This window comes from Paenarthrobacter ilicis, assembly GCF_016907545.1.
Classification (GTDB): Bacteria; Actinomycetota; Actinomycetes; order Actinomycetales; family Micrococcaceae; genus Arthrobacter; species Arthrobacter ilicis.
This window is the reverse complement of sequence record NZ_JAFBCD010000001.1, coordinates 2,233,834-2,251,517: the sequence shown is the minus strand read 5'-3', so window position 1 is coordinate 2,251,517 and position 17,684 is coordinate 2,233,834. Positions and strand designations below refer to the sequence as shown.

Annotated in this window: 20 protein-coding genes; 15 read left to right on the top strand and 5 right to left on the bottom strand. The window is 61.5% G+C overall.

The window, feature by feature from the left end; all coding sequences use genetic code 11:
• The first annotated feature begins 208 nt into the window (after positions 1 to 208).
• Positions 209 to 1,408 carry an ROK family transcriptional regulator gene (locus tag JOE60_RS10240; protein ID WP_167265891.1) on the top strand — a complete coding sequence of 400 codons (1,200 nt, stop codon included), beginning with the start codon at positions 209 to 211 and terminating at the stop codon, positions 1,406 to 1,408.
• A 15-nt stretch (positions 1,409 to 1,423) separates the two neighbouring features.
• Here the strand turns inward: JOE60_RS10240 and JOE60_RS10235 are convergent, their stop codons facing one another.
• Positions 1,424 to 1,657 carry a hypothetical protein gene (locus JOE60_RS10235; RefSeq protein ID WP_167265894.1) on the bottom strand — a complete coding sequence of 78 codons (234 nt, stop codon included), beginning with the start codon at positions 1,655 to 1,657 and terminating at the stop codon, positions 1,424 to 1,426.
• 120 nt (positions 1,658 to 1,777) lie between these two features.
• Between JOE60_RS10235 and JOE60_RS10230 the strand changes: the two genes are divergently transcribed.
• From JOE60_RS10230 to JOE60_RS10205, 6 genes are read left to right on the top strand one after another with little or no spacing between them, the layout of a single operon-like run.
• Positions 1,778 to 2,743, top strand: coding sequence for an AAA family ATPase (locus tag JOE60_RS10230; protein WP_208381464.1), 966 nt, complete (start codon positions 1,778 to 1,780; stop codon positions 2,741 to 2,743).
• Positions 2,744 to 2,753: 10 nt separating this feature from the next.
• Positions 2,754 to 3,680, top strand: coding sequence for a DUF58 domain-containing protein (locus tag JOE60_RS10225; RefSeq protein WP_167265899.1), 927 nt, complete (start codon positions 2,754 to 2,756; stop codon positions 3,678 to 3,680).
• Complete coding sequence (locus tag JOE60_RS10220) at positions 3,670 to 4,134, top strand: hypothetical protein (protein WP_167265902.1); 465 nt, start codon at positions 3,670 to 3,672, stop codon at positions 4,132 to 4,134. The genes JOE60_RS10225 and JOE60_RS10220 overlap by 11 nt, the downstream gene beginning before the upstream one ends.
• On the top strand, positions 4,125 to 5,105 hold the full coding sequence (locus JOE60_RS10215; RefSeq protein WP_167265905.1) for a vWA domain-containing protein: 981 nt from the start codon (positions 4,125 to 4,127) through the stop codon (positions 5,103 to 5,105). The genes JOE60_RS10220 and JOE60_RS10215 overlap by 10 nt, the downstream gene beginning before the upstream one ends.
• The gene (locus JOE60_RS10210; protein ID WP_239528849.1) at positions 5,102 to 6,103 is read left to right on the top strand and encodes a vWA domain-containing protein; all 1,002 of its coding nucleotides are present in this window, start codon (positions 5,102 to 5,104) and stop codon (positions 6,101 to 6,103) included. The genes JOE60_RS10215 and JOE60_RS10210 overlap by 4 nt, the downstream gene beginning before the upstream one ends.
• Positions 6,100 to 6,852 carry a hypothetical protein gene (locus JOE60_RS10205; protein ID WP_167265911.1) on the top strand — a complete coding sequence of 251 codons (753 nt, stop codon included), beginning with the start codon at positions 6,100 to 6,102 and terminating at the stop codon, positions 6,850 to 6,852. The genes JOE60_RS10210 and JOE60_RS10205 overlap by 4 nt, the downstream gene beginning before the upstream one ends.
• 27 nt (positions 6,853 to 6,879) lie before the next feature.
• On the opposite strand, the gene JOE60_RS10200 is transcribed toward JOE60_RS10205, so the two are convergent.
• Positions 6,880 to 7,383, bottom strand: coding sequence for a DUF2004 domain-containing protein (locus JOE60_RS10200; RefSeq protein WP_167265914.1), 504 nt, complete (start codon positions 7,381 to 7,383; stop codon positions 6,880 to 6,882).
• 49 nt (positions 7,384 to 7,432) lie between these two features.
• A complete protein-coding gene (locus JOE60_RS10195) occupies positions 7,433 to 8,398 on the bottom strand; it encodes a LysR family transcriptional regulator (protein ID WP_167265919.1) in 966 nt (321 codons plus the stop codon).
• Between the two features lie 396 nt (positions 8,399 to 8,794).
• On the opposite strand from JOE60_RS10195, the gene nrdH reads away from it, so the two are divergent.
• The 4 genes from nrdH (at position 8,795) to nrdF (ending at position 12,821) form a co-directional block, all read left to right on the top strand.
• A complete protein-coding gene (gene nrdH / locus JOE60_RS10190) occupies positions 8,795 to 9,037 on the top strand; it encodes a glutaredoxin-like protein NrdH (protein WP_011775022.1) in 243 nt (80 codons plus the stop codon).
• Positions 9,038 to 9,100: 63 nt separating this feature from the next.
• On the top strand, positions 9,101 to 9,571 hold the full coding sequence (nrdI, locus tag JOE60_RS10185) for a class Ib ribonucleoside-diphosphate reductase assembly flavoprotein NrdI (protein WP_167265922.1): 471 nt from the start codon (positions 9,101 to 9,103) through the stop codon (positions 9,569 to 9,571).
• Positions 9,572 to 9,597: 26 nt separating this feature from the next.
• A complete protein-coding gene (gene nrdE, locus JOE60_RS10180; protein ID WP_204814999.1) occupies positions 9,598 to 11,724 on the top strand; it encodes a class 1b ribonucleoside-diphosphate reductase subunit alpha in 2,127 nt (708 codons plus the stop codon).
• A 122-nt stretch (positions 11,725 to 11,846) separates the two neighbouring features.
• A complete protein-coding gene (gene nrdF, locus JOE60_RS10175) occupies positions 11,847 to 12,821 on the top strand; it encodes a class 1b ribonucleoside-diphosphate reductase subunit beta (protein WP_166840537.1) in 975 nt (324 codons plus the stop codon).
• Between the two features lie 73 nt (positions 12,822 to 12,894).
• Here the strand turns inward: nrdF and JOE60_RS10170 are convergent, their stop codons facing one another.
• Positions 12,895 to 13,983 carry a PDDEXK nuclease domain-containing protein gene (locus tag JOE60_RS10170; protein WP_167265925.1) on the bottom strand — a complete coding sequence of 363 codons (1,089 nt, stop codon included), beginning with the start codon at positions 13,981 to 13,983 and terminating at the stop codon, positions 12,895 to 12,897.
• A gap of 60 nt (positions 13,984 to 14,043) precedes the next feature.
• Between JOE60_RS10170 and JOE60_RS10165 the strand changes: the two genes are divergently transcribed.
• Complete coding sequence (locus tag JOE60_RS10165; RefSeq protein WP_167265928.1) at positions 14,044 to 14,544, top strand: DNA alkylation repair protein; 501 nt, start codon at positions 14,044 to 14,046, stop codon at positions 14,542 to 14,544.
• Here JOE60_RS10165 and JOE60_RS10160 read toward each other — a convergent pair.
• Complete coding sequence (locus tag JOE60_RS10160) at positions 14,541 to 15,488, bottom strand: hypothetical protein (RefSeq protein ID WP_167265932.1); 948 nt, start codon at positions 15,486 to 15,488, stop codon at positions 14,541 to 14,543. The genes JOE60_RS10165 and JOE60_RS10160 overlap by 4 nt on opposite strands.
• A 58-nt stretch (positions 15,489 to 15,546) precedes the next feature.
• Here JOE60_RS10160 and JOE60_RS10155 point away from each other — a divergent pair, with 58 nt between their 5' ends.
• The 3 genes from JOE60_RS10155 to JOE60_RS10145 are packed head-to-tail and all read left to right on the top strand — an operon-like array spanning position 15,547 to position 17,616.
• Positions 15,547 to 16,035, top strand: a complete 489-nt coding sequence (locus tag JOE60_RS10155) for a VTT domain-containing protein (protein WP_167265935.1) — start codon at positions 15,547 to 15,549, stop codon at positions 16,033 to 16,035.
• Between the two features lie 31 nt (positions 16,036 to 16,066).
• Positions 16,067 to 16,870: a thioesterase family protein gene (locus JOE60_RS10150; protein ID WP_167265938.1), complete on the top strand. Its 804-nt coding sequence runs from the start codon at positions 16,067 to 16,069 to the stop codon at positions 16,868 to 16,870.
• Positions 16,870 to 17,616 carry a lipoate--protein ligase family protein gene (locus JOE60_RS10145; RefSeq protein WP_204814907.1) on the top strand — a complete coding sequence of 249 codons (747 nt, stop codon included), beginning with the start codon at positions 16,870 to 16,872 and terminating at the stop codon, positions 17,614 to 17,616. The genes JOE60_RS10150 and JOE60_RS10145 overlap by 1 nt, the downstream gene beginning before the upstream one ends.
• Positions 17,617 to 17,684: the final 68 nt, after the last annotated feature.

Below are 17,684 nucleotides of genomic sequence, written 5' to 3'. Positions count from 1 at the left end.
CGGGCTTTTCCTCCAGTGATCGCCAGCGCATGAAACGCCCCATTGTTGTCAAGCGATGACCCCTGCGCCAGCGTGGGGGCGTCCCTGAAGCGGCAGGGTGTCGTACGATTCACACAGAGACCAGTTTGACGACGTTGAGTTATGACGAGGGGCATCAGTGACCGAGATCCGGCAGCCAACACCCAGGCGCGGGACCAACCTTCCCCGTATGGGGGACTTCAATCTGACCGTCATCCTGGAGGCCATCAGGCGATCTCCCGGAGGACTCAGCCGTGTGGAGTTGGCTCAGATTGTTGGGCTTTCACCCCAGACGATTTCCAACATTTCCCGTCGTTTGCTGGATCAACACCTCATTGTGGAAGCGGGCAAGGAAGGTTCCGGGCCGGGAAAACCACGCACCATCCTCCGGTTGAATCCGGCCGGCATGTACGCCATCGGCGTCCACTTGGATCCTGCCGTGATCACCTTCGTGGTGTTGGATCTGGTGGGAGAGGTGGTCAAGCATTCACGGATGGCCACCCCGGGGGGAGACCCGGCAGGAGTCATCACCAGCATCGCTGCACAAATCGAGGTACTCATTGAGGAGTCCGGTGTAGATGCGTCCAAGATCGCCGGGCTGGGAGTTGCTGTTCCGGGCCCCATTGATCTTGATGAGGGCTCGGTGGTGGAACCCCCGCTGCTCACCCGGTGGAACCGCGTACGTATCCGGGAGGCGCTGACGGAAGCCACCGGCCTGGAAACACTGGTGGACAAGGACGTGACCAGCGCCGCGGTGGCTGAAACATGGGCCGGCGGTGCCAGTGGTGCCGGGAGTTTCGTGTTCATGTACATGGGTACCGGCATTGGCTGCGGCATTGTCCTCAATGACGAAGTTGTCCGGGGAACCTCAGGCAATGCGGGCGAGATCGGCCACATTGTGGTTGATCCCGATGGTCCTTTGTGCGATTGCGGGCAACGGGGCTGCGTCAAGTCCTCCTGTATCCCGCAAGTGGTTGTTGCCGAGGCTGAGGCTGCCGGCGTCCTGGGCAGTGGACGCCAGGGTGCCGATGGCCCTGAAGTTCAGGAACGCTTTGCCGAATTGTGCGACAAGGCCGATGCCGGGGACGCCGGGGCCATCGCCGTCCTGGATAAGTCCGCCACGCTGGTGTCACGTGCGGTCTCTGTAGTCACCAACACGCTGGACGTTGAGAGGGTGGTATTCGGTGGCCCGTTCTGGGGACGGATGGCTCCTTATTTCATGGATCGCGTTCCTGCGCTTTTGGATAAGAGCAACGCGGCCCGGGCCATCCATGGACTGGAAGTAGTGGGCAGTGGCGTGGGTGAGGACGTGGGAGCCATTGGTGCTGCGTGCCTGGTGCTCGAACACATGCTCGCGCCGCGGGCGCAGCGCTTGCTCCTGGAGGGTTAGTATTCCTTTCCGGAATCAGTCGATGTCTTCAACTATTTCTCCGTAGGGTATTGCTTCGTCCAAGTGTGCTTGGTGTCCGGTGGATCCGGTGTTGTAGATGATCCGGACACCATGGCGTTGGTCTGCAGCTGACTGCAGGAGCACCGGCCGGATGGCATCAATGACATGCGGATCCTGTGTTGCAAGGTAGTTCTGGTAGGCGGCTGGTAGTTGGTGCATGGCAAAAGGATAGACCTCCATTGACTGCATGGGGAGGCCTGCCCATTGCGGCATTCACGGGAGACGATTTGGATAGAGTGGCCATATAACGCCAGCGAGGAGACCCGAGTGCAACTCACCACCGTCACGGCAGGAATAGAAGCCCCGGACATGGCCAGGGCCCAGCAGTTGGTGGGCGGCATCTCACGGAGCTTCGAAGGCAAAGTGGTGGGACAATCCCGGCTTCGCGAGACCTTGCTGCTGGGTCTCCTCACCGGCGGACATGTCTTGCTGGAGAGCGTCCCAGGCCTGGCCAAGACCACCGCGGCGCAGGCAATCGCCGAGTCGGTGAGTGCGGAATTCCGCCGCATCCAATGCACGCCGGACCTTCTTCCCAGCGATATTGCCGGAACCCAGATCTTCGACGCCGCCAAAGGTACCTTCGTCACACAGTTGGGGCCGGTCCACGCCAACATTGTTCTCCTGGACGAGATCAACCGTTCCAGTGCCAAGACCCAGAGCGCCATGCTGGAAGCCATGCAGGAGAGGCAGACGTCCATTGGGGGCCAGTCCTATCCTTTGCCCAGCCCGTTCTTGGTGCTGGCTACCCAGAACCCTATTGAGCAGGAGGGAACGTACCGTCTTCCGGAAGCGCAGATGGACCGCTTCATGCTCAAGGACATCCTGGACTACCCCAGCCCGGCTGAGGAAGCGGAAGTGATCAGGCGGATGGATGCCGGCGTCTTCAGCCCGGACCAGAAGCAACCGGCGGCCGCCTCCCTCGATGCAGTGGTCCGGGTACAGGAACTGGTGCGCCGCGTCTATATTGATCCCGCGATCGTCCGGTACATCGTGGGATTGGCCTACGTCACCCGGAACGCCCAGCAGTACCTCGAACCTGAGTTGGCCTCCGTCATTGAGTTCGGCGCGAGCCCCAGGGCCAGTATCGCTTTCAGTCAGGCGTCCCGGGCCCTGGCGCTGCTCAATGGTCGTGACCACGTCATTCCGGAGGACATCAAGAGCCTGGCACACAGAATCCTCAGGCACCGGATCATTCTGGGCTTCGATGCCGTGGTTGAAGGCATCGCCGTGGAGACCGTTATTGACGCCGTCCTGGCGTCTGTCCAGACACCGTAGGGGCCTCGGTATGCCCAGCCTCCTTCGCCGGGTGAAGTCGAAGATGTTCATCGCTGCCCACCGCAGGACCCTCCGATTGCTCGACGGCGAGTACGGGTCTGTCTTCAAGGGCAGGAGCCTGGACTTCGATGAATTGCGGGCGTACGTACCCGGCGACGAAGTGAGGGACATCGACTGGAAGGCGACGGCCCGGCACGGCGCCCCGTTGGTCAAGCGCTATGTAGCCGTGAAGCGCCATTCCGTGCTCCTCCTGGTGGACACGGGGAGGAACATGGCAGCGCAGTCGCTCACGGGAGAGCCGAAGAAGGACATCGCAATCGACGCTGCCGGGGTACTTGGATTCCTGGCGTCCCGCCACGGTGACGACGTGGGGCTCGTGCACGGCTCGGCTGCGGCGTCGGTGTTCATGCGTCCCCGCAGCGGTGAGGAACATCTGGAGTTGATGCTCAGGTCCGTGGATTCCAGCGTTTCCCTGGACAGTCCGCCCAGCAGCATCTCGGGGCCTGTTGAATATGTGCTGAAGAACATCAGGCAGAGGATGCTGATTACTGTGGTGGCGGACGAGGTACTGCCGGACGCCCATACCCAGAACCTCCTGCGCCGGCTCCGGGCGCGCCACGAAGTGCTGTGGATGACAATCCGCGACGCAGAGCTGGCCCCCGAACCGGGAGCGCACCCCGGCGACAGCGAGGACGTGGGAACCGGCGGGAGCATACCCCGGTACCTGGCCACGGACAGCCGACTCCGCGAGGCATACGCCGCTGCCATGCATCAACGGAACCATCAGCGACTCGACGTCTTCCGTCGGCTGGGTATTGCCCACTCGGAAGTGGCAAGCACCCAGGACGTCTTGTCCGCGGTCCTTGAGCTCCTTGAAAAGCACCGCTCGGCCAGCCCCCGAGCCAAAGCGGCCGTCAGGGCGGGCCATGCAGGATAACTCCGGTTTCTACCTCCCCTTGAACTATCAAGCCCAATGGTTGTGGCTTGGGCTGGGGATCGTCCTGGCGGTGATTGCCTGGTACGCCTGGATACTGTGGCCCGTCCGCGCCCCAAAGAGTGCATCGAAGGAAAAACAGGTGCCTCCGTCCCTGGCCGGTTTGCGGTCGGCCTGCCTGGCCGCCATTGAGGCCACCGTGATGGATTCCGACGCCGGCCGTTTGCCTGAGCGCGCCGCTCACCAAAAGCTCAGTGCCTTAACCAGGGGTTTCGCCGGCAGCGCCACCGGCCTGCCCGTTACGTCAATGACCCTCGCGGAGCTGCGAGAGCACAAGATGGACCACCTGGCCTGGGCAATAGAGGGCATCTATCCCAATGAATTCGCGCCCGCCCCACCCCATACCGTGGCTGAGTCCGCTGATGCTGCACGCAAGGTGGTGCTCGAATGGAGCTGAGCTTCTGGTGGATACTCCCGCTCGCCGCAGCAGCGGTGGCGCTCAGCGCGTGGCTGTACCGCCGTCGTCGAGCGCCCGGCCGCCGTCCCATAGCGCACGGTGAACGCCTCACTGCCTTGCCCGAGTACCAACGGGCACTTCGTCAGTACCGCACCAGGTTGGCAATGGCGGTGGCCCTGGGCGCGCTGTTCCTGGCCGCCACGGCCGTTGCCGCGGCCAGGCCTACGGAACGCACCACCGTCCAGCCTGACATCCGCAACAGGGACATTGTGCTGTGCCTGGACGTCTCCGGATCCATGACGAGTACGGACGCTGCGTTGGCAGGTGTCTTCGAGCAACTGGCCAAAGAGTTCGACGGCGAGCGAATCGGCATGGTGATGTTCGACAACAGCGGTGTCCAACTGTTTCCCCTCACCGATGACTATGACTACGCTGCCGATCAGTTGTCCAAGGCCAAAGATGCTTTTGACAGCGGGGCGGGTTCCTTCTTCGACGGCACATGGAACGGGGAGGGCTCATCCCTCATAGGTGACGGGCTGGCTTCATGCGTCCAGAGTTTCCCGGACGATTCCATCGCCGGGGAAGGCCCCAGGTCCCGCACCGTGGTGCTCGCTACGGACAACTACCTGTCCGGGGAACCGATCTTCACCTTGAAAGAGGCAGCCGGCCTTGCCGCGGGCAAGGGAGTCAAAGTCTTCGCCCTCAACCCGGGGGATATGGATTACGGCAAGGGCGCCGACCAGCCTGGCGCGCAGCTGCGGGCAGCGGCTGAAGGCACCGGTGGCGCCTACTTCACGTTGGACGACGCGGGGGCCGTCCCGGGAATCGTGCAAAAAGTGCAGGACACGCAGGCAACCAGCTACCGGTCGGCGCCCCAGGCAGTGGTGGCGGATGTGCCCGGGATTGCTTTGGGCGTCGCGGTTCTGTCAGGCATGGGGATGATGGTCCTGGGATGGCGGTTGGAGCCATGACATTTATGCCGGTTGTGCCGTGGCCGGTCCTTGCCGTCCTCATGGTTGTCGTGGCCGTATTCACCGGGTGGCTCATCGCCAGGCCTGGTGGGGACCGATCCCACCGTCCAGTCCGCGCAACCGTCCTGCGGGGCGCCGCCGTCGTGGTTCTGCTCCTTGCACTTCTTCGTCCCGGGTTCCCCGGGGGCAACGCAGCCAGGGCCACAACGGACCTGGACGTCTTCTTTGTTGTGGACACCAGTACCAGCATGGCCGCAGAGGACTATCGCGGGAACGGTACGCGCCTGTCCGGGGTGAAGGAGGATGTCATGGCCATTGCCAAGGAGTTGGCGGGCGCCAAGTTCTCACTCATCACATTCGACAGCCAAGCAAGCGTCCGCATGCCACTGACCCGGGACTCGTCCGCCCTGCAAACGGCAATGACAACGCTGGAACCCCAGCGTGCCCGCTACGCCACCGGAAGCAGCGTGACGGCAGCTGCGAAGCTCATGAAGGAGCGGCTGCAGGCTGCACAGGACCAACATGCCGGACGGCCGGCACTGGTGTTCTACGCAGGTGACGGTGAAGCGACCAGCTCGGCACAGCCCGAACCCCTGTCCGCAGACAACGTGGCAGGGGGAGCGGTTCTGGGGTACGGAACCAGCCAAGGCGGGCGCATGAAGGAGTCTTCGGACAAGGACGCCAAGTACGTCCAGGACAGAACGTCCGGCAATCCCGCCGATGCGGTGTCCATCATCGATGAAAGCCGACTCCACACCATCGCCGATCAACTGCACCTGCCCTATGCCCACCGCACAGGGACGGAGCCCACCACGGATATGTTGGGCAAGGCTCAACCGGCGGCGGTGACCGCAACCGACGGTGAAGGGCCAGGCAGAGTGGAACTCTATTGGCTCTTGGCCTTGGCGGCCTTTGGCCTGGCCGTACCGGAAACGCTGGGACGCCTTCACACCCTCCGTGGCTTGGCGCGTCCCATCTCCCAGGGGAAGAGGCCATGAAAGAGGTGAATGCCCAGCGGTCCGGGGATGAACGCCGTGAGGGTCAACGCCGTGATGGTCGACGGCGGAAGGGGCGCCTTGCGCTGTGGTCCGCACTGCCAGCCATCGCTGCGCTCGCGGTTGCCACAAAGTTGATCAGCGTCGGGTTCCTTGGTTCCGCAGCAGTGGATGGGTACAGCGCTGGTCACGGAGACGATGTGGCCGCCGCTGCGTCGTGGCTGGGCGCGGCGAATGTTGTGGAGCCGTACAAAGCTGTTTTTGCCGCCGGGGACGCTCAGGTACTGGCAGGTGACTTCGCGTCGGCCAGGCGGGACTTCGAAGAAGCCCTGCGTTTGGGCGCCGGGGTGGATGAGTGCAAAGTACGGGTGAATCTGGTGCTGAGCGTGGAAAAGCTGGGGGAGGCGGCTGCAGACAAGGGCTCCGCTGATGCACTCTTCCGTGACGCGCTGGCAATGATCGAGTCAGCGCCCGCCACCTGCGGGGCACCGGGAAAAGCCAACGAAAATGGTGAAGGGGAAAGCCTGCAGGAGGCCAAGCACAGGCTGGAGGCGCAGCTGTCCGGGGGTGCGGACGGTGGCCAGAGCGGCGCCAAAGACCCCGGAGAGGCGGACCCGACCCCTGATGCCTCCCAGCTGAAGCAGCTCGAGCAGAGCTCCCAGCAGGCTGCCAAGGAACGGGCCGAGGGAATGAAGCGGGACGAGTATCTGCGCGGGCCCGATGAGGGGCCGCGCGTGGACAAGCCGTGGTGACTGCCGTCGTCGGCGTCTAAAACGTCGCTACTCCCAGAGGATCTCGTCATCCACTACGCCGTCTTCGTCGGCGGCCACCACCAGGAGCTCGTCCGTAAATTTGGAACCCAGGGTGAAGTCCAGCACAAAATAGCGTTCAGGCTGCCCCGGGTAGATGGCAACATGTCCCAGCTTGAGTGCTTTCAGGAAGACATCGTTGGTGAGCTGCTCCTTCTCCTTGACGCCGAAGACCGACTCCAGCTGCTCTTCCTTGAGCTGGGAGCAATGGAAGTGCAGGAACTGTTGTGGATTGGTGCCGTCCTGGTCGAGTTCCTCGGCGATCATTTCCCGCACTTGGTCCACCAGTTCGGGGAGGAACCGCAGGCGGTAGTCCACTTTGCGCAGGGCAACTTCATCGAAGTGGTCCTGCGCGGTGACATTGAGGTCAAGTTCCAGTTGATGGTCGCCCAATTCATGTTTGGCCACGAAGAAATGATCACGTCCGTGGTTGAGCTCGACTTCCCCAAAATGTTTGCTCGCTACCTTGCCCATGTGATCAATCTAACCCCAAGGACGGGCGGGTTCCAGCAAATGCGGAGAATCAGATGCGGCGTCCGGATCCCTTGACAGACGCGGTTTTCAGGGGGTGCAGCCCACTCTTGTCGGACGAATCCTTAAGGGTGTCCGCAAGCAACTGGTTGAACAATTGGACTTGGGCCGTGCGTTTTTCGTTGATCAGAAGGGCGAACACGTTGCGTGCCAGCCGAATGTCCGGCACGTCAAGAACCACGACGCCGGAGGGCCGGTTTCTCAGCGCAAGTTCCGGTACAAGCGAAGCACCCAGACCTGCCGCAGTCATCTCGAGGCTGGCATGAAAATCATCACTGTAGGCCACCACCCTGGGGTGGAGGTTGCAGCTGGCGAACAAGCGCTCAATCACCAGGGCGTCGCTGGTGCCGGGGTGGTGGATGATCCAGGGCATATCAGACAGGTGGGCCGCCTCTATTTCCGCATCCTCGCGGATTTTCCATGACGCCGGCAGGACCACCCGGAAGTCGTCATCACCGATCCATTGCCGCTCCAGGGAATGTGGCCACGCCAGGCCCGACTGCCCCACTTGGTACACCAAGGCCACATCAAGTTCGCCACCGCTGCGGAGGCCCTGAATGGTTTGGGCAGGTTCGGCCACTGAGACTTTCAACTCAATGCCCAGGCCCTTCCATCGGTGATCGCGCAGGATGTCGGGAAGGACGTAGGTGGCCAGGCTGGGGAAGATGCCCAACCGAAGTTCCTGGGCGGGGGAGTCGTTGGTCCTGGATGCGGCCGCCATCAATGCTTCAACGTCGGTGAGGACCTTGGAGGCGTGCCGTGTCATGGTCACCGCTGCCTCTGTGGGGACCACGCTGCGTGCCGAGCGGTGGAAGAGTTCGACGCCGGTATCGCGTTCCAGCGCAGCCATTTGTTGGGAGACTGCCGAGGCTGTGTAACCGAGTTGGGCCGCTGCTGCCGCGAAGGAGCCAAGCCGGGTCACCTCCATGAGGGTGCGGAGGTGCAGGAGGTTGACCATCAGCAAATTTTAGCTGTTCGCCACGCCACATTTTCAAACTGTCACGACACGCCGTACTCCGGCGACACGCTGGAGATTAAATGTGGCTAAGTAGTCCACAGGGTGTGGATGAGTGGACCAATTTTGCCGGAATCACGGACATTTTGAAGGCCTCCTCCTGTGGACGAGCAGTGGATTGAATGACATACTTGTAATACATCATCTTGGGGTTCCAGTTCGGCGCTTGCACTACATGTAGTATCGATTTACGGATTGAGCGGGAAACCAGCACAAGACAAAATCAGAGCGTGTTGGCTGTCACGGCAGCCCGCGGGCCGGTATCGGATTCAGTAGTTAGTTCCGGTTGAGCCCGCCAAATACGAAGAGAATCAGACTTCAACTTAGGGGACAGGGATCATGACCGTAACGGTTTACACAAAGCCGGCCTGTGTTCAGTGCAACGCAACCTACCGGGCACTCGACAAGAAGGGCATTGCCTACCAGAGTGTCGACATCTCCCAGGATGCCGAGGCCCTCGAGCGCCTCAAGGCACTGGGCTACATGCAGGCTCCCGTGGTTGTTACCGAGCAGGACCACTGGTCCGGGTTCCGTCCGGACAAGATCGAGGAACTGGCGCAGGCCGTTTCCTCCGTGGCCTGACCTTCCCTTCGAACCACGCCACCAACACGCCAACAAATTTTCTCAGTAGTTGAGGTGACTCCCATGACACCGCTGGCAGCGGCCACCGCGTACAAAGCGCCAGAGGCTGTCACTACCAGGAGTCACCTCATCTACTTTTCCTCCACGTCGGAGAACACCCAACGATTCGTGCGGAAACTGGGCAGGGATGCAGCCCGCATCCCCCTTTATGCCTACGAGGCCCCGCTTCAGGCCCTGGAACCCTTTGTCCTTGTGTTGCCAACATATGGCGGAACCAACGGCGAGGGATCAGTGCCCAAGCAGGTCATCAGATTTCTGAACGACCCTGGGAACAGGGAGCTGATCCGCGGTGTTATCGGAGCGGGGAACACAAATTTCGCGGACAACTACTGTGCAGCCGGAGACATTGTCTCCGTCAAGTGCAAGGTACCGCACCTCTATCGGTTCGAACTCATGGGAACTCCCGAAGACGTAGACCGAGTGAATCAAGGATTGGAAGAGTTTTGGACACAACTGTCGCAGAAACAGAAGTAGCCGGGGGCGCTGTGGACACGGTCAAAATGCCATTGCCGGAGGCCTATAAGGGCTTGGGTTACCACGAGTTGAACGCCATGCTGAATCTGTATGGGCCCAATGGTGAGATCCAGTTCGAGGCTGACCGCGAAGCTGCCCACCAGTACTTCCTGCAGCATGTGAACAACAACACCGTGTTCTTCCACGACTTGGAAGAGAAGCTCGATTACCTGGTGAAGAACCAGTACTACGAGCGCGAGACGCTTGACCAGTACACGATGAACTTCATCCGCGACCTCTTCAACCGCGCGTACAAGAAGAAGTTCCGCTTTGAGACCTTCCTTGGCGCCTTCAAGTTCTACACGTCCTACACGCTGAAGACTTTTGACGGCAAGCGTTTCCTGGAGCGCTACGAAGACCGCGTCTGCATGGTCGCCCTGCACCTGGCACGCGGCGACGAAGACCTGGCCAACCGCCTTGTCGATGAAATCATTGACGGCCGTTTCCAGCCTGCTACGCCCACGTTCCTCAATGCCGGCAAGGCACAGCGCGGCGAGCTCGTCTCCTGCTTCCTGCTCCGCATCGAAGACAACATGGAGTCGATCGCCCGCGCCATCAACTCTGCGCTCCAGCTTTCCAAGCGTGGCGGCGGTGTAGCGCTTTCGCTCACCAACATCCGCGAGCACGGCGCGCCGATCAAGCAGATCGAAAACCAGTCCTCCGGCGTCATCCCCGTGATGAAGCTCCTCGAAGACAGCTTCTCCTACGCCAACCAGCTCGGTGCCCGCCAGGGTGCAGGTGCGGTGTACTTGCACGCCCACCACCCGGACATCCACCGCTTCCTGGACACCAAGCGTGAGAACGCCGACGAGAAGATCCGCATCAAGACCCTCTCCTTGGGCGTTGTGGTTCCGGACATCACGTTCGAGCTCGCCAAGAAGAACGAGGACATGTACCTGTTCTCGCCGTATGACGTGGAAAAGGTCTACGGTGTTCCGTTCTCCGATATTTCGGTGACCGAGAAGTACTACGAGATGGTTGACGATTCGCGGATCAAGAAGACCAAGATCAGCGCCCGCGAGTTCTTCCAGACCCTCGCCGAGATCCAGTTCGAGTCCGGCTACCCATACATCATGTTCGAGGACACCGTGAACCGGGCCAACCCGATCGACGGCAAGATCACCATGAGCAACCTGTGCTCGGAGATCCTACAGGTTTCCTCGCCGTCCATTTACGCCGAGGACCTCAGCTACGAGACCGTGGGCAAGGACATTTCCTGCAACCTCGGTTCCATGAACATTGCCAAGACCATGGATTCGCCGGACTTTGGCCGCTCCATCGAGACGTCCATCCGCGCCCTCAGCGCTGTGTCCGACATGTCCTACATCAACTCGGTGCCGTCCATCGCCCAGGGCAACGCCCAGAGCCACGCGATTGGCCTCGGCCAGATGAACCTCCACGGCTACCTCGCCCGTGAGCACGTGCACTACGGCTCCGAAGAGGGCCTGGACTTCACCAACATCTATTTCTACACGGTGCTGTTCCACGCTCTGCGCGCTTCCAACCGCCTCGCTATCGAGACCGGCCAGAAGTTCGGCGGCTTCGAGAAGTCCACCTACGCTTCCGGTGAGTTCTTCGACAAGTACACCGAGCAGGAATGGGTCCCGGCAACGGAGCGCGTCAGCGAGCTCTTTGCTGGCCACCACATCCCTACCCAGGATGACTGGCGTGAGCTGAAGGCTTCCGTCATGGAGCACGGTATCTACAACCAGAACCTGCAGGCCGTACCGCCTACCGGTTCCATCAGCTACATCAACAACTCCACGTCCTCCATCCACCCGGTGGCCGCCAAGATCGAAATCCGCAAGGAAGGCAAGATCGGTCGCGTCTACTACCCGGCTCCGTACCTGACCAACGACAACCTGGAGTACTACCAGGATGCCTACGAAATCGGCTACGAGAAGATCATCGACACCTACGCAGCTGCTACGCAGCACGTGGACCAGGGCCTGTCCCTGACGCTGTTCTTCAAGGACACCGCCACCACGCGCGATATCAACAAGGCGCAGATCTACGCATGGCGCAAGGGCATCAAGACCCTCTACTACATCCGTCTCCGCCAGCTCGCGCTGGAGGGCACGGAGGTTGAGGGTTGCGTCAGCTGCATGCTCTGATCAGCTGATATCGGTTGATATTTTGCGGCTGTTGCCGCGCTGAAACCCAAGATTACGACGGCGGGCCACCACCCGCCGTCGTAGGCTTACCTCAAGAACTACCCACCGCTTAAGGGGATGACATGACCGAGAAGGTCAAGCTGCTGACACACGTCGAGGCCATCAACTGGAACAAGATCCAGGACGATAAGGACGTGGAAGTCTGGAACCGACTGGTCAACAACTTCTGGCTGCCGGAGAAGGTGCCGCTGTCCAACGACGTTCAGTCGTGGCACACGCTGACCCCGGAAGAGCAGCAGCTCACCATGCGCGTCTTCACGGGCCTCACCCTGTTGGACACCATCCAGGGTACCGTTGGCGCCGTCTCGCTGATCCCGGACGCGATCACCCCGCACGAAGAGGCGGTGTACACCAACATCGCCTTCATGGAGTCGGTGCACGCCAAGTCCTACTCGTCCATCTTCTCCACCCTGTGCTCCACCAAGGAGATTGACGACGCCTTCCGCTGGTCCCTCGAAAACGAGAACCTGCAGAAGAAGGCCCAGATCGTCATGGACTACTACCAGGGTGACGATCCCCTGAAGCGCAAGGTGGCCTCCACGCTGCTGGAGAGCTTCCTGTTCTACTCGGGCTTCTACCTGCCCATGTACTGGTCCTCACGCGCCAAGCTCACGAACACGGCTGACCTTATCCGCCTCATCATCCGCGACGAGGCCGTGCACGGCTACTACATCGGCTACAAGTTCCAGAAGGGCCTGGAGAAGGTTTCCGAGGCCCGCAAGCAGGAAATAAAGGACTACACCTTCGAGCTCCTCTTCGAGCTCTACGAAAACGAAGTCCAGTACACGCACGATCTCTATGACGGAGTCGGCCTGGCCGAGGACGTCAAGAAGTTCCTGCACTACAACGCCAACAAGGCGCTCATGAACCTTGGCTACGAGGCCATGTTCCCGGCATCCGTCACCGACGTGAACCCGGCCATCCTCTCCGCCCTGTCCCCGAACGCCGACGAGAACCACGACTTCTTCTCCGGCTCGGGCTCCTCCTACGTGATCGGCAAGGCTGTGAACACGGAAGACGAAGACTGGGAGTTCTAAGCGTCATCACGTCTCTGAAGAGGGCGGGCAGCGAGCAATCGCTGCCCGCCCTCTTTCTGTCGTAGCCCTATCCCTAGCCCCGCAACCGCGCCGCCTCGCTCGCCAGCTCTGCCTCCAAGGTCTGGATACTGGGCAAGCTCGACACCAAGTCCTCGGGCAAGGAATCCGCGAGCGAGGTCTTCCACTCGGCGATGCCCACCGGTGCATTGAACCCCCGCAGGGCGTACTCGGCCACCACACTGTTCTTTTCTTTGCACAGCAGCAATCCGATGGTGGGTTTGTCATCGGGGTGCGCCATGAGATCGTCAACAGCCGCCATGTACATGCCCAGTTGGCCCAGGAATCCGGGCTCAAACTTCACGGCCTTCAATTCGATGACCATGTAGCAGCGGAGCTTCAAGTGGTAGAAGAGGAGGTCGGCGAAGAACTCGTCACCGGCGATTTCCAGCCTGACCTGTTCGCCAACAAAGGCGAATCCCTGTCCCAGCTCCAGCAGGAACTTCTCCACATGCTTGACCAATTGCACCTCCAGGTCCCGTTCTGTGTGCCGCTCCGTCATTGCCAGGAAGTCGAACACGTATGGATCTTTGGTGGCCTGCTGTGCAAGGTCGGAATCGGCCGGGACCATGGTGGAGGCGAAGTTGGTGATGGCTTGCCCGGAACGTTCGTGCAAGCGTGTGGAGATCTGGTGCGTCAGGACGTTGCGCGACCATCCGTGCTGGGCAGCCGCCGCTGCGTACCAAAGCCGGGTGGCGGCGTCGTCGAGTTTTTCCAGCAAGGCGATCTGGTGGTACCAGGGCAATGTTGCAAGCGGTGCTTGCAACATTGGAAAGTCCGGCCATGCCTGGGCGAAGCTCTTCATGTACCGAAGGTTCCTGGGGGAGAACCCTTTGGCTTCAGGAAACCGGGTCCGGATGTCCGCAGACAAGCGGGTGACCACCTTGGCCCCCCACCCTTGGTGGGATTCGCGATCCACCAGCTGCCTTCCGATACTCCAATAGGAATTCAGGAGCTCGCTGTTGGCTGCTGCGGCCGCGCGGGTTCGCCCGGTACGCACTTCGCGGGCCACGGTGTCCAGCAGGCTTGGGTACCAGTCGGGCATGGACGACACTGCGGGCACCCCCGGGAAGGAGGCCTCGGCGGCGAGCTCGTGGGACGGCATGTTTCTCCTGTCGGTGGCTGGTGAAGCCACAGTATGGGCAGGCACTGACAAAATAGACGGGTGAGTGAAGCAGGCGAGTTTATCGATGACACGTTGCAGCGGGAGTCGTCCTGGGAGAAGGCGGCGGAAACCAGCGCCCGGCTCGGTGAAGGGGTAAAGGTGTATGGGGCATCAGTGGGCGCTGTCCGCGGAACAGTCCGTGACGCGCTGAGGAAGTTCAAGAACCTGGGGCACGATGACATCACTGCATTGAGTTCGGAGCTGTGGGCGGACGCGGTCTTTGAGCGCAGGCTCGCGGCTGTTGTCCTGCTGCAGAGCCGGGTGAAGATGTTGGTCAACACGGACCTCACCCGCATTGAGGGATTCATCCGCCAAGCCGGCACCCGGGAGTTGGTGGATCCGTTGGCCAGGGACGTTGTCCGTCCCTTGCTGGGTCAATTGGCTGGTTCTGCCAGGGACCGGGCGGATCGTGTCATGGACAGGTGGGCTGGGGACAGCGACCCGGAATTGAATCGTGCCGCGGCCCTCGCCGCGGCACCTGGCGGCAAGGAAGCGCCCTAGTTTAAGCGGTCGACGCGTCGCTGGGCCTGATCAGCGACGCGTCGAAGCTGGGTGGCTGCCCTCACGGCCAGCTTCTTTTCCGACTCCGCGGCCTCCTGGTCCCGGGTGATGCCGATGAGTTCAGCTTCCAGTGATGCCAGTTTCTTTCGGACGTCCTCGATGGCGTCCTGGACCCCGGAACGCCTGCGGGTCAGTTCGTGGACTGCGTTCCATGATGAGGACGCCGACTCCTCGGCCTGCCGGGCGGCATGGTCGGCGGCGGTGAATTCGGCCTCCGCTTCATCCAGCGCCGCTTTCTTCTTGGCCGCCCTTCTCGCAGCAAGGGAAGTGGCTTCACTCCTGGGACCACTGGGCGCTTCTTTTGCGGAAGCTGCCGGCCGCCTGACGGTGACCTGACGCTCAGGTTCACTGGTCCCGTTAGCTTGTCCGACCGCATCCGGACCTCCTGCGGCTATGGCGCCCGTGAGATCAACGGATTCGAAGCCGCTGCCACTCAATCCCTTCACCAATCGGCAGGTTCCCACGGCTTGCGCGGCACCGGCATCGGCCATGGCGGCCCGCATTGTCTGTTCCACCTCGGCCGTTGCTGCTGAGCTGAGGGCTGCTCCGAGCTGGTCCGACAACTCCTTGGCAGCATGTACTGCCGCGGCCAGATGGCCTTGACGTTGCTGTCCCAGTTCGCGGAGCGCATCACTGTCGCCGTCCACTTGCGCTGTGCGCAAGGAAGCGCCGAAACGAACGACGGCGTCAATCACCTCAGGTTGGTGGCTTGCCAGCATGTTGACCGCCCAAGCCCCTGCTGATGGTTTGGTGAGGGCGCCGATCTCCTTGGCCAGTTCCTTGCTGCCGGCGTCCTTGGCCCGGCGTACCAGCGAGGCGCGTTCGGAGGTGAAGTCCTTCGGAAGTACGGCGTACAACTCCCGGGCAGCGTCAAGGAGGTCCATGACTTCATCCTATGGTTTGGAGGCCACGCCTGGAGGGATCTTAGGATAGCCTAACTTGGTGGATCAGATCATGAGCTTGCCCTTCGGCGTCGCCTTGGCGGCGCTCTTTGCCATCGTCATGATCCGGGTCAACGTCACCTATTGGATTGGTCGGGGAGCCGTTGCCGGGTTTGCCCATACCCGGTTCGGTGCTGCACTCAGCCGCCCCAAAGCAGCCCGGGCCCAACTGCTGATCCAACGGTGGGGACCGTACGCCGTCGTTCTTTCCTTCCTGACCGTGGGACTTCAAACCGCCATCAATCTGGCGGCAGGCGCCGGGCGCATGCCTCTGCGCCGCTACCTTCCGGCCGCGGTTGCAGGCTCTGTATTGTGGGCCGTGTTGTACGCCACCATTGGTCTGGCAGCGTTGGAAGCCTGGCTGGCTGTGGCCGCGGCATCGCCTGTGGGCGCCGTCCTTGCAGCTGCTGCTGCGGCTGCAGTAATTGTTTGTTTGGTTGTGATCCGCAGGCGTCGGGCGGCAGCCAGATCAGCAGATACAGTGGTCTGAGTTTCACTGCTGGATCTGCGAAAGGCTCGGGTTGACTACTGCATTACCGGAACTGGCCGAAGGCCCTTTCTACTACGAACACCTGGGTGATGGCCGCTACCGTTCCACGATCCACGCCCAAGGTGCGTGGAATCCCCATGAGCAACACATGGCTCCCGCCTCGGGCATCATTGCCGATGCCCTGGTGCGCCATGAGCCCCGGGACGATGTGCGGCTTGCCCGTATCAGTTATGAAATCCTTGGGCTCATTCCCGGGGGCGAATTCCAGGTAAACACCTCAACGGTGAGGCCCGGGAGAACCATTGAACTGATCCAGGCGGAACTTTCCGCCGGGGGACGTGTGGCCATCAGGGCAAATGCCTGGCGGATGATCACCAGCGACACCAGTGCCGTCGCCGCCACCGAAGATGAGCCGATGCCTGGCCCGGACGAATGCAAACCCTGGGACGGCGCCACAGTCTGGCCCGGGGGCTACATCCGTTCCCTCGAAATGAGGCTGGCCGAGGGCCACCGGCCGGGTTCCGGACGAGTGTGGATCCGCACGTCCCATCCACTCACCGACCGCGAAGACAGCACCGACCTTGCCCGGCTGATGGGGCTGGTGGACACGGCCAACGGTATTGCGGCAAGGGTTCCTCCCGGTGAGGACAGCTACATCTTTCCCAACGTTGACCTGCAGATCCACATGTACAGGCAGCCGTCCGGCGAATGGCTGGGCTTGGACAACAAGGTGTCCTTCGGTTCGGATGGCATTGGCTTGACCTCCACCGTTCTTCACGATGTGGACGGCCCCTTCGGGCGGGCCGAACAGATCCTGACATTGAGGAAAAGCTGATGTCCGGTGGCTCGGGCCTCACGGTTTACCGCCAGCCCGAGTCGCTGGGGGCAGCTGAGGATCTCGATTTCGCGTTGGAACTCCTTCGGCGCGCACGCAGCGGCCGGCAGGGCGCCTGCCTGCGGTTGTATCGGCCCAGGCCGACTGTTGCTTTTGGCCAACGGGACGCCAACCTGTCCGGCTTTGCAGCGGCAGAAGCCGCCTGCCGGGAGCTCGGATTTGAACCCTTGGTTCGGAAGGCAGGGGGGCGTGCCGCGGCCTACCATGAGGGCTCCCTCATCATCGATCACATCGAGCCGCATCCCGATGCCATCGTCCGGGCCAAGGCACGCTTTTCCGAGTTCGGCGAGCTCCTTGCCGGTGCCCTCAGGACCATTGGTGTCCACGCTGCGGTAGGGGAGATCCCCGGAGAGTACTGCCCGGGCGAGTTCAGCGTCCACGGCGAGGATCCCGATTTCCCGGCTCACAGGGTCAAACTGATCGGTACAGCCCAGCGCGTGGTCTCAGGAGGCTGGCTTTTCAGCTCGGTAATTGTGGTGGAAAACTCAACTCCCATCAGGGAGGTCCTGACTGCCAGTTACTCCGCGCTGGGCCTTGAATGGGACCCGGCCACTGCAGGTTCAGTGAGTGACCTTGTTCCCCACCTGGATGTGGGGGCCGTGGAAGAAGCCGTGATTGATGCGTACCGCGGGTACGCGGATGTGGTGGAAGGCAACTTCAAGGACCTGTTGACTGGCGCATCCTGATCCTTGCCAGTGCTTACAGATGCGGCGGATACCTGTTCCCGGTATCCGCCGCATTTTTGTCCCTCAGG

Excerpts from the sequence above, each read along its gene's own strand:
- JOE60_RS10160 (WP_167265932.1), bottom strand. The coding sequence starts at position 15,488 with ATGGACCTCCTTGACGCTGCCCGGGAGTTGTACGCCGTACTTCCGAAG.
- JOE60_RS10210 (WP_239528849.1), top strand. The coding sequence starts at position 5,102 with ATGACATTTATGCCGGTTGTGCCGTGGCCGGTCCTTGCCGTCCTCATG.
- JOE60_RS10215 (WP_167265905.1), top strand. The coding sequence starts at position 4,125 with ATGGAGCTGAGCTTCTGGTGGATACTCCCGCTCGCCGCAGCAGCGGTG.
- JOE60_RS10230 (WP_208381464.1), top strand. The coding sequence starts at position 1,778 with ATGGCCAGGGCCCAGCAGTTGGTGGGCGGCATCTCACGGAGCTTCGAA.
- nrdH (WP_011775022.1), top strand. The coding sequence starts at position 8,795 with ATGACCGTAACGGTTTACACAAAGCCGGCCTGTGTTCAGTGCAACGCA.
- JOE60_RS10200 (WP_167265914.1), bottom strand. The coding sequence starts at position 7,383 with ATGGGCAAGGTAGCGAGCAAACATTTTGGGGAAGTCGAGCTCAACCAC.
- JOE60_RS10225 (WP_167265899.1), top strand. The coding sequence starts at position 2,754 with ATGCCCAGCCTCCTTCGCCGGGTGAAGTCGAAGATGTTCATCGCTGCC.
- nrdF (WP_166840537.1), top strand. The coding sequence starts at position 11,847 with ATGACCGAGAAGGTCAAGCTGCTGACACACGTCGAGGCCATCAACTGG.
- JOE60_RS10240 (WP_167265891.1), top strand. The coding sequence starts at position 209 with ATGGGGGACTTCAATCTGACCGTCATCCTGGAGGCCATCAGGCGATCT.
- JOE60_RS10235 (WP_167265894.1), bottom strand. The coding sequence starts at position 1,657 with ATGCAGTCAATGGAGGTCTATCCTTTTGCCATGCACCAACTACCAGCC.
- JOE60_RS10220 (WP_167265902.1), top strand. The coding sequence starts at position 3,670 with ATGCAGGATAACTCCGGTTTCTACCTCCCCTTGAACTATCAAGCCCAA.
- nrdE (WP_204814999.1), top strand. The coding sequence starts at position 9,598 with ATGCCATTGCCGGAGGCCTATAAGGGCTTGGGTTACCACGAGTTGAAC.
- JOE60_RS10205 (WP_167265911.1), top strand. The coding sequence starts at position 6,100 with ATGAAAGAGGTGAATGCCCAGCGGTCCGGGGATGAACGCCGTGAGGGT.
- nrdI (WP_167265922.1), top strand. The coding sequence starts at position 9,101 with ATGACACCGCTGGCAGCGGCCACCGCGTACAAAGCGCCAGAGGCTGTC.
- JOE60_RS10170 (WP_167265925.1), bottom strand. The coding sequence starts at position 13,983 with ATGCCGTCCCACGAGCTCGCCGCCGAGGCCTCCTTCCCGGGGGTGCCC.
- JOE60_RS10195 (WP_167265919.1), bottom strand. The coding sequence starts at position 8,398 with ATGGTCAACCTCCTGCACCTCCGCACCCTCATGGAGGTGACCCGGCTT.
- JOE60_RS10145 (WP_204814907.1), top strand. The coding sequence starts at position 16,870 with ATGTCCGGTGGCTCGGGCCTCACGGTTTACCGCCAGCCCGAGTCGCTG.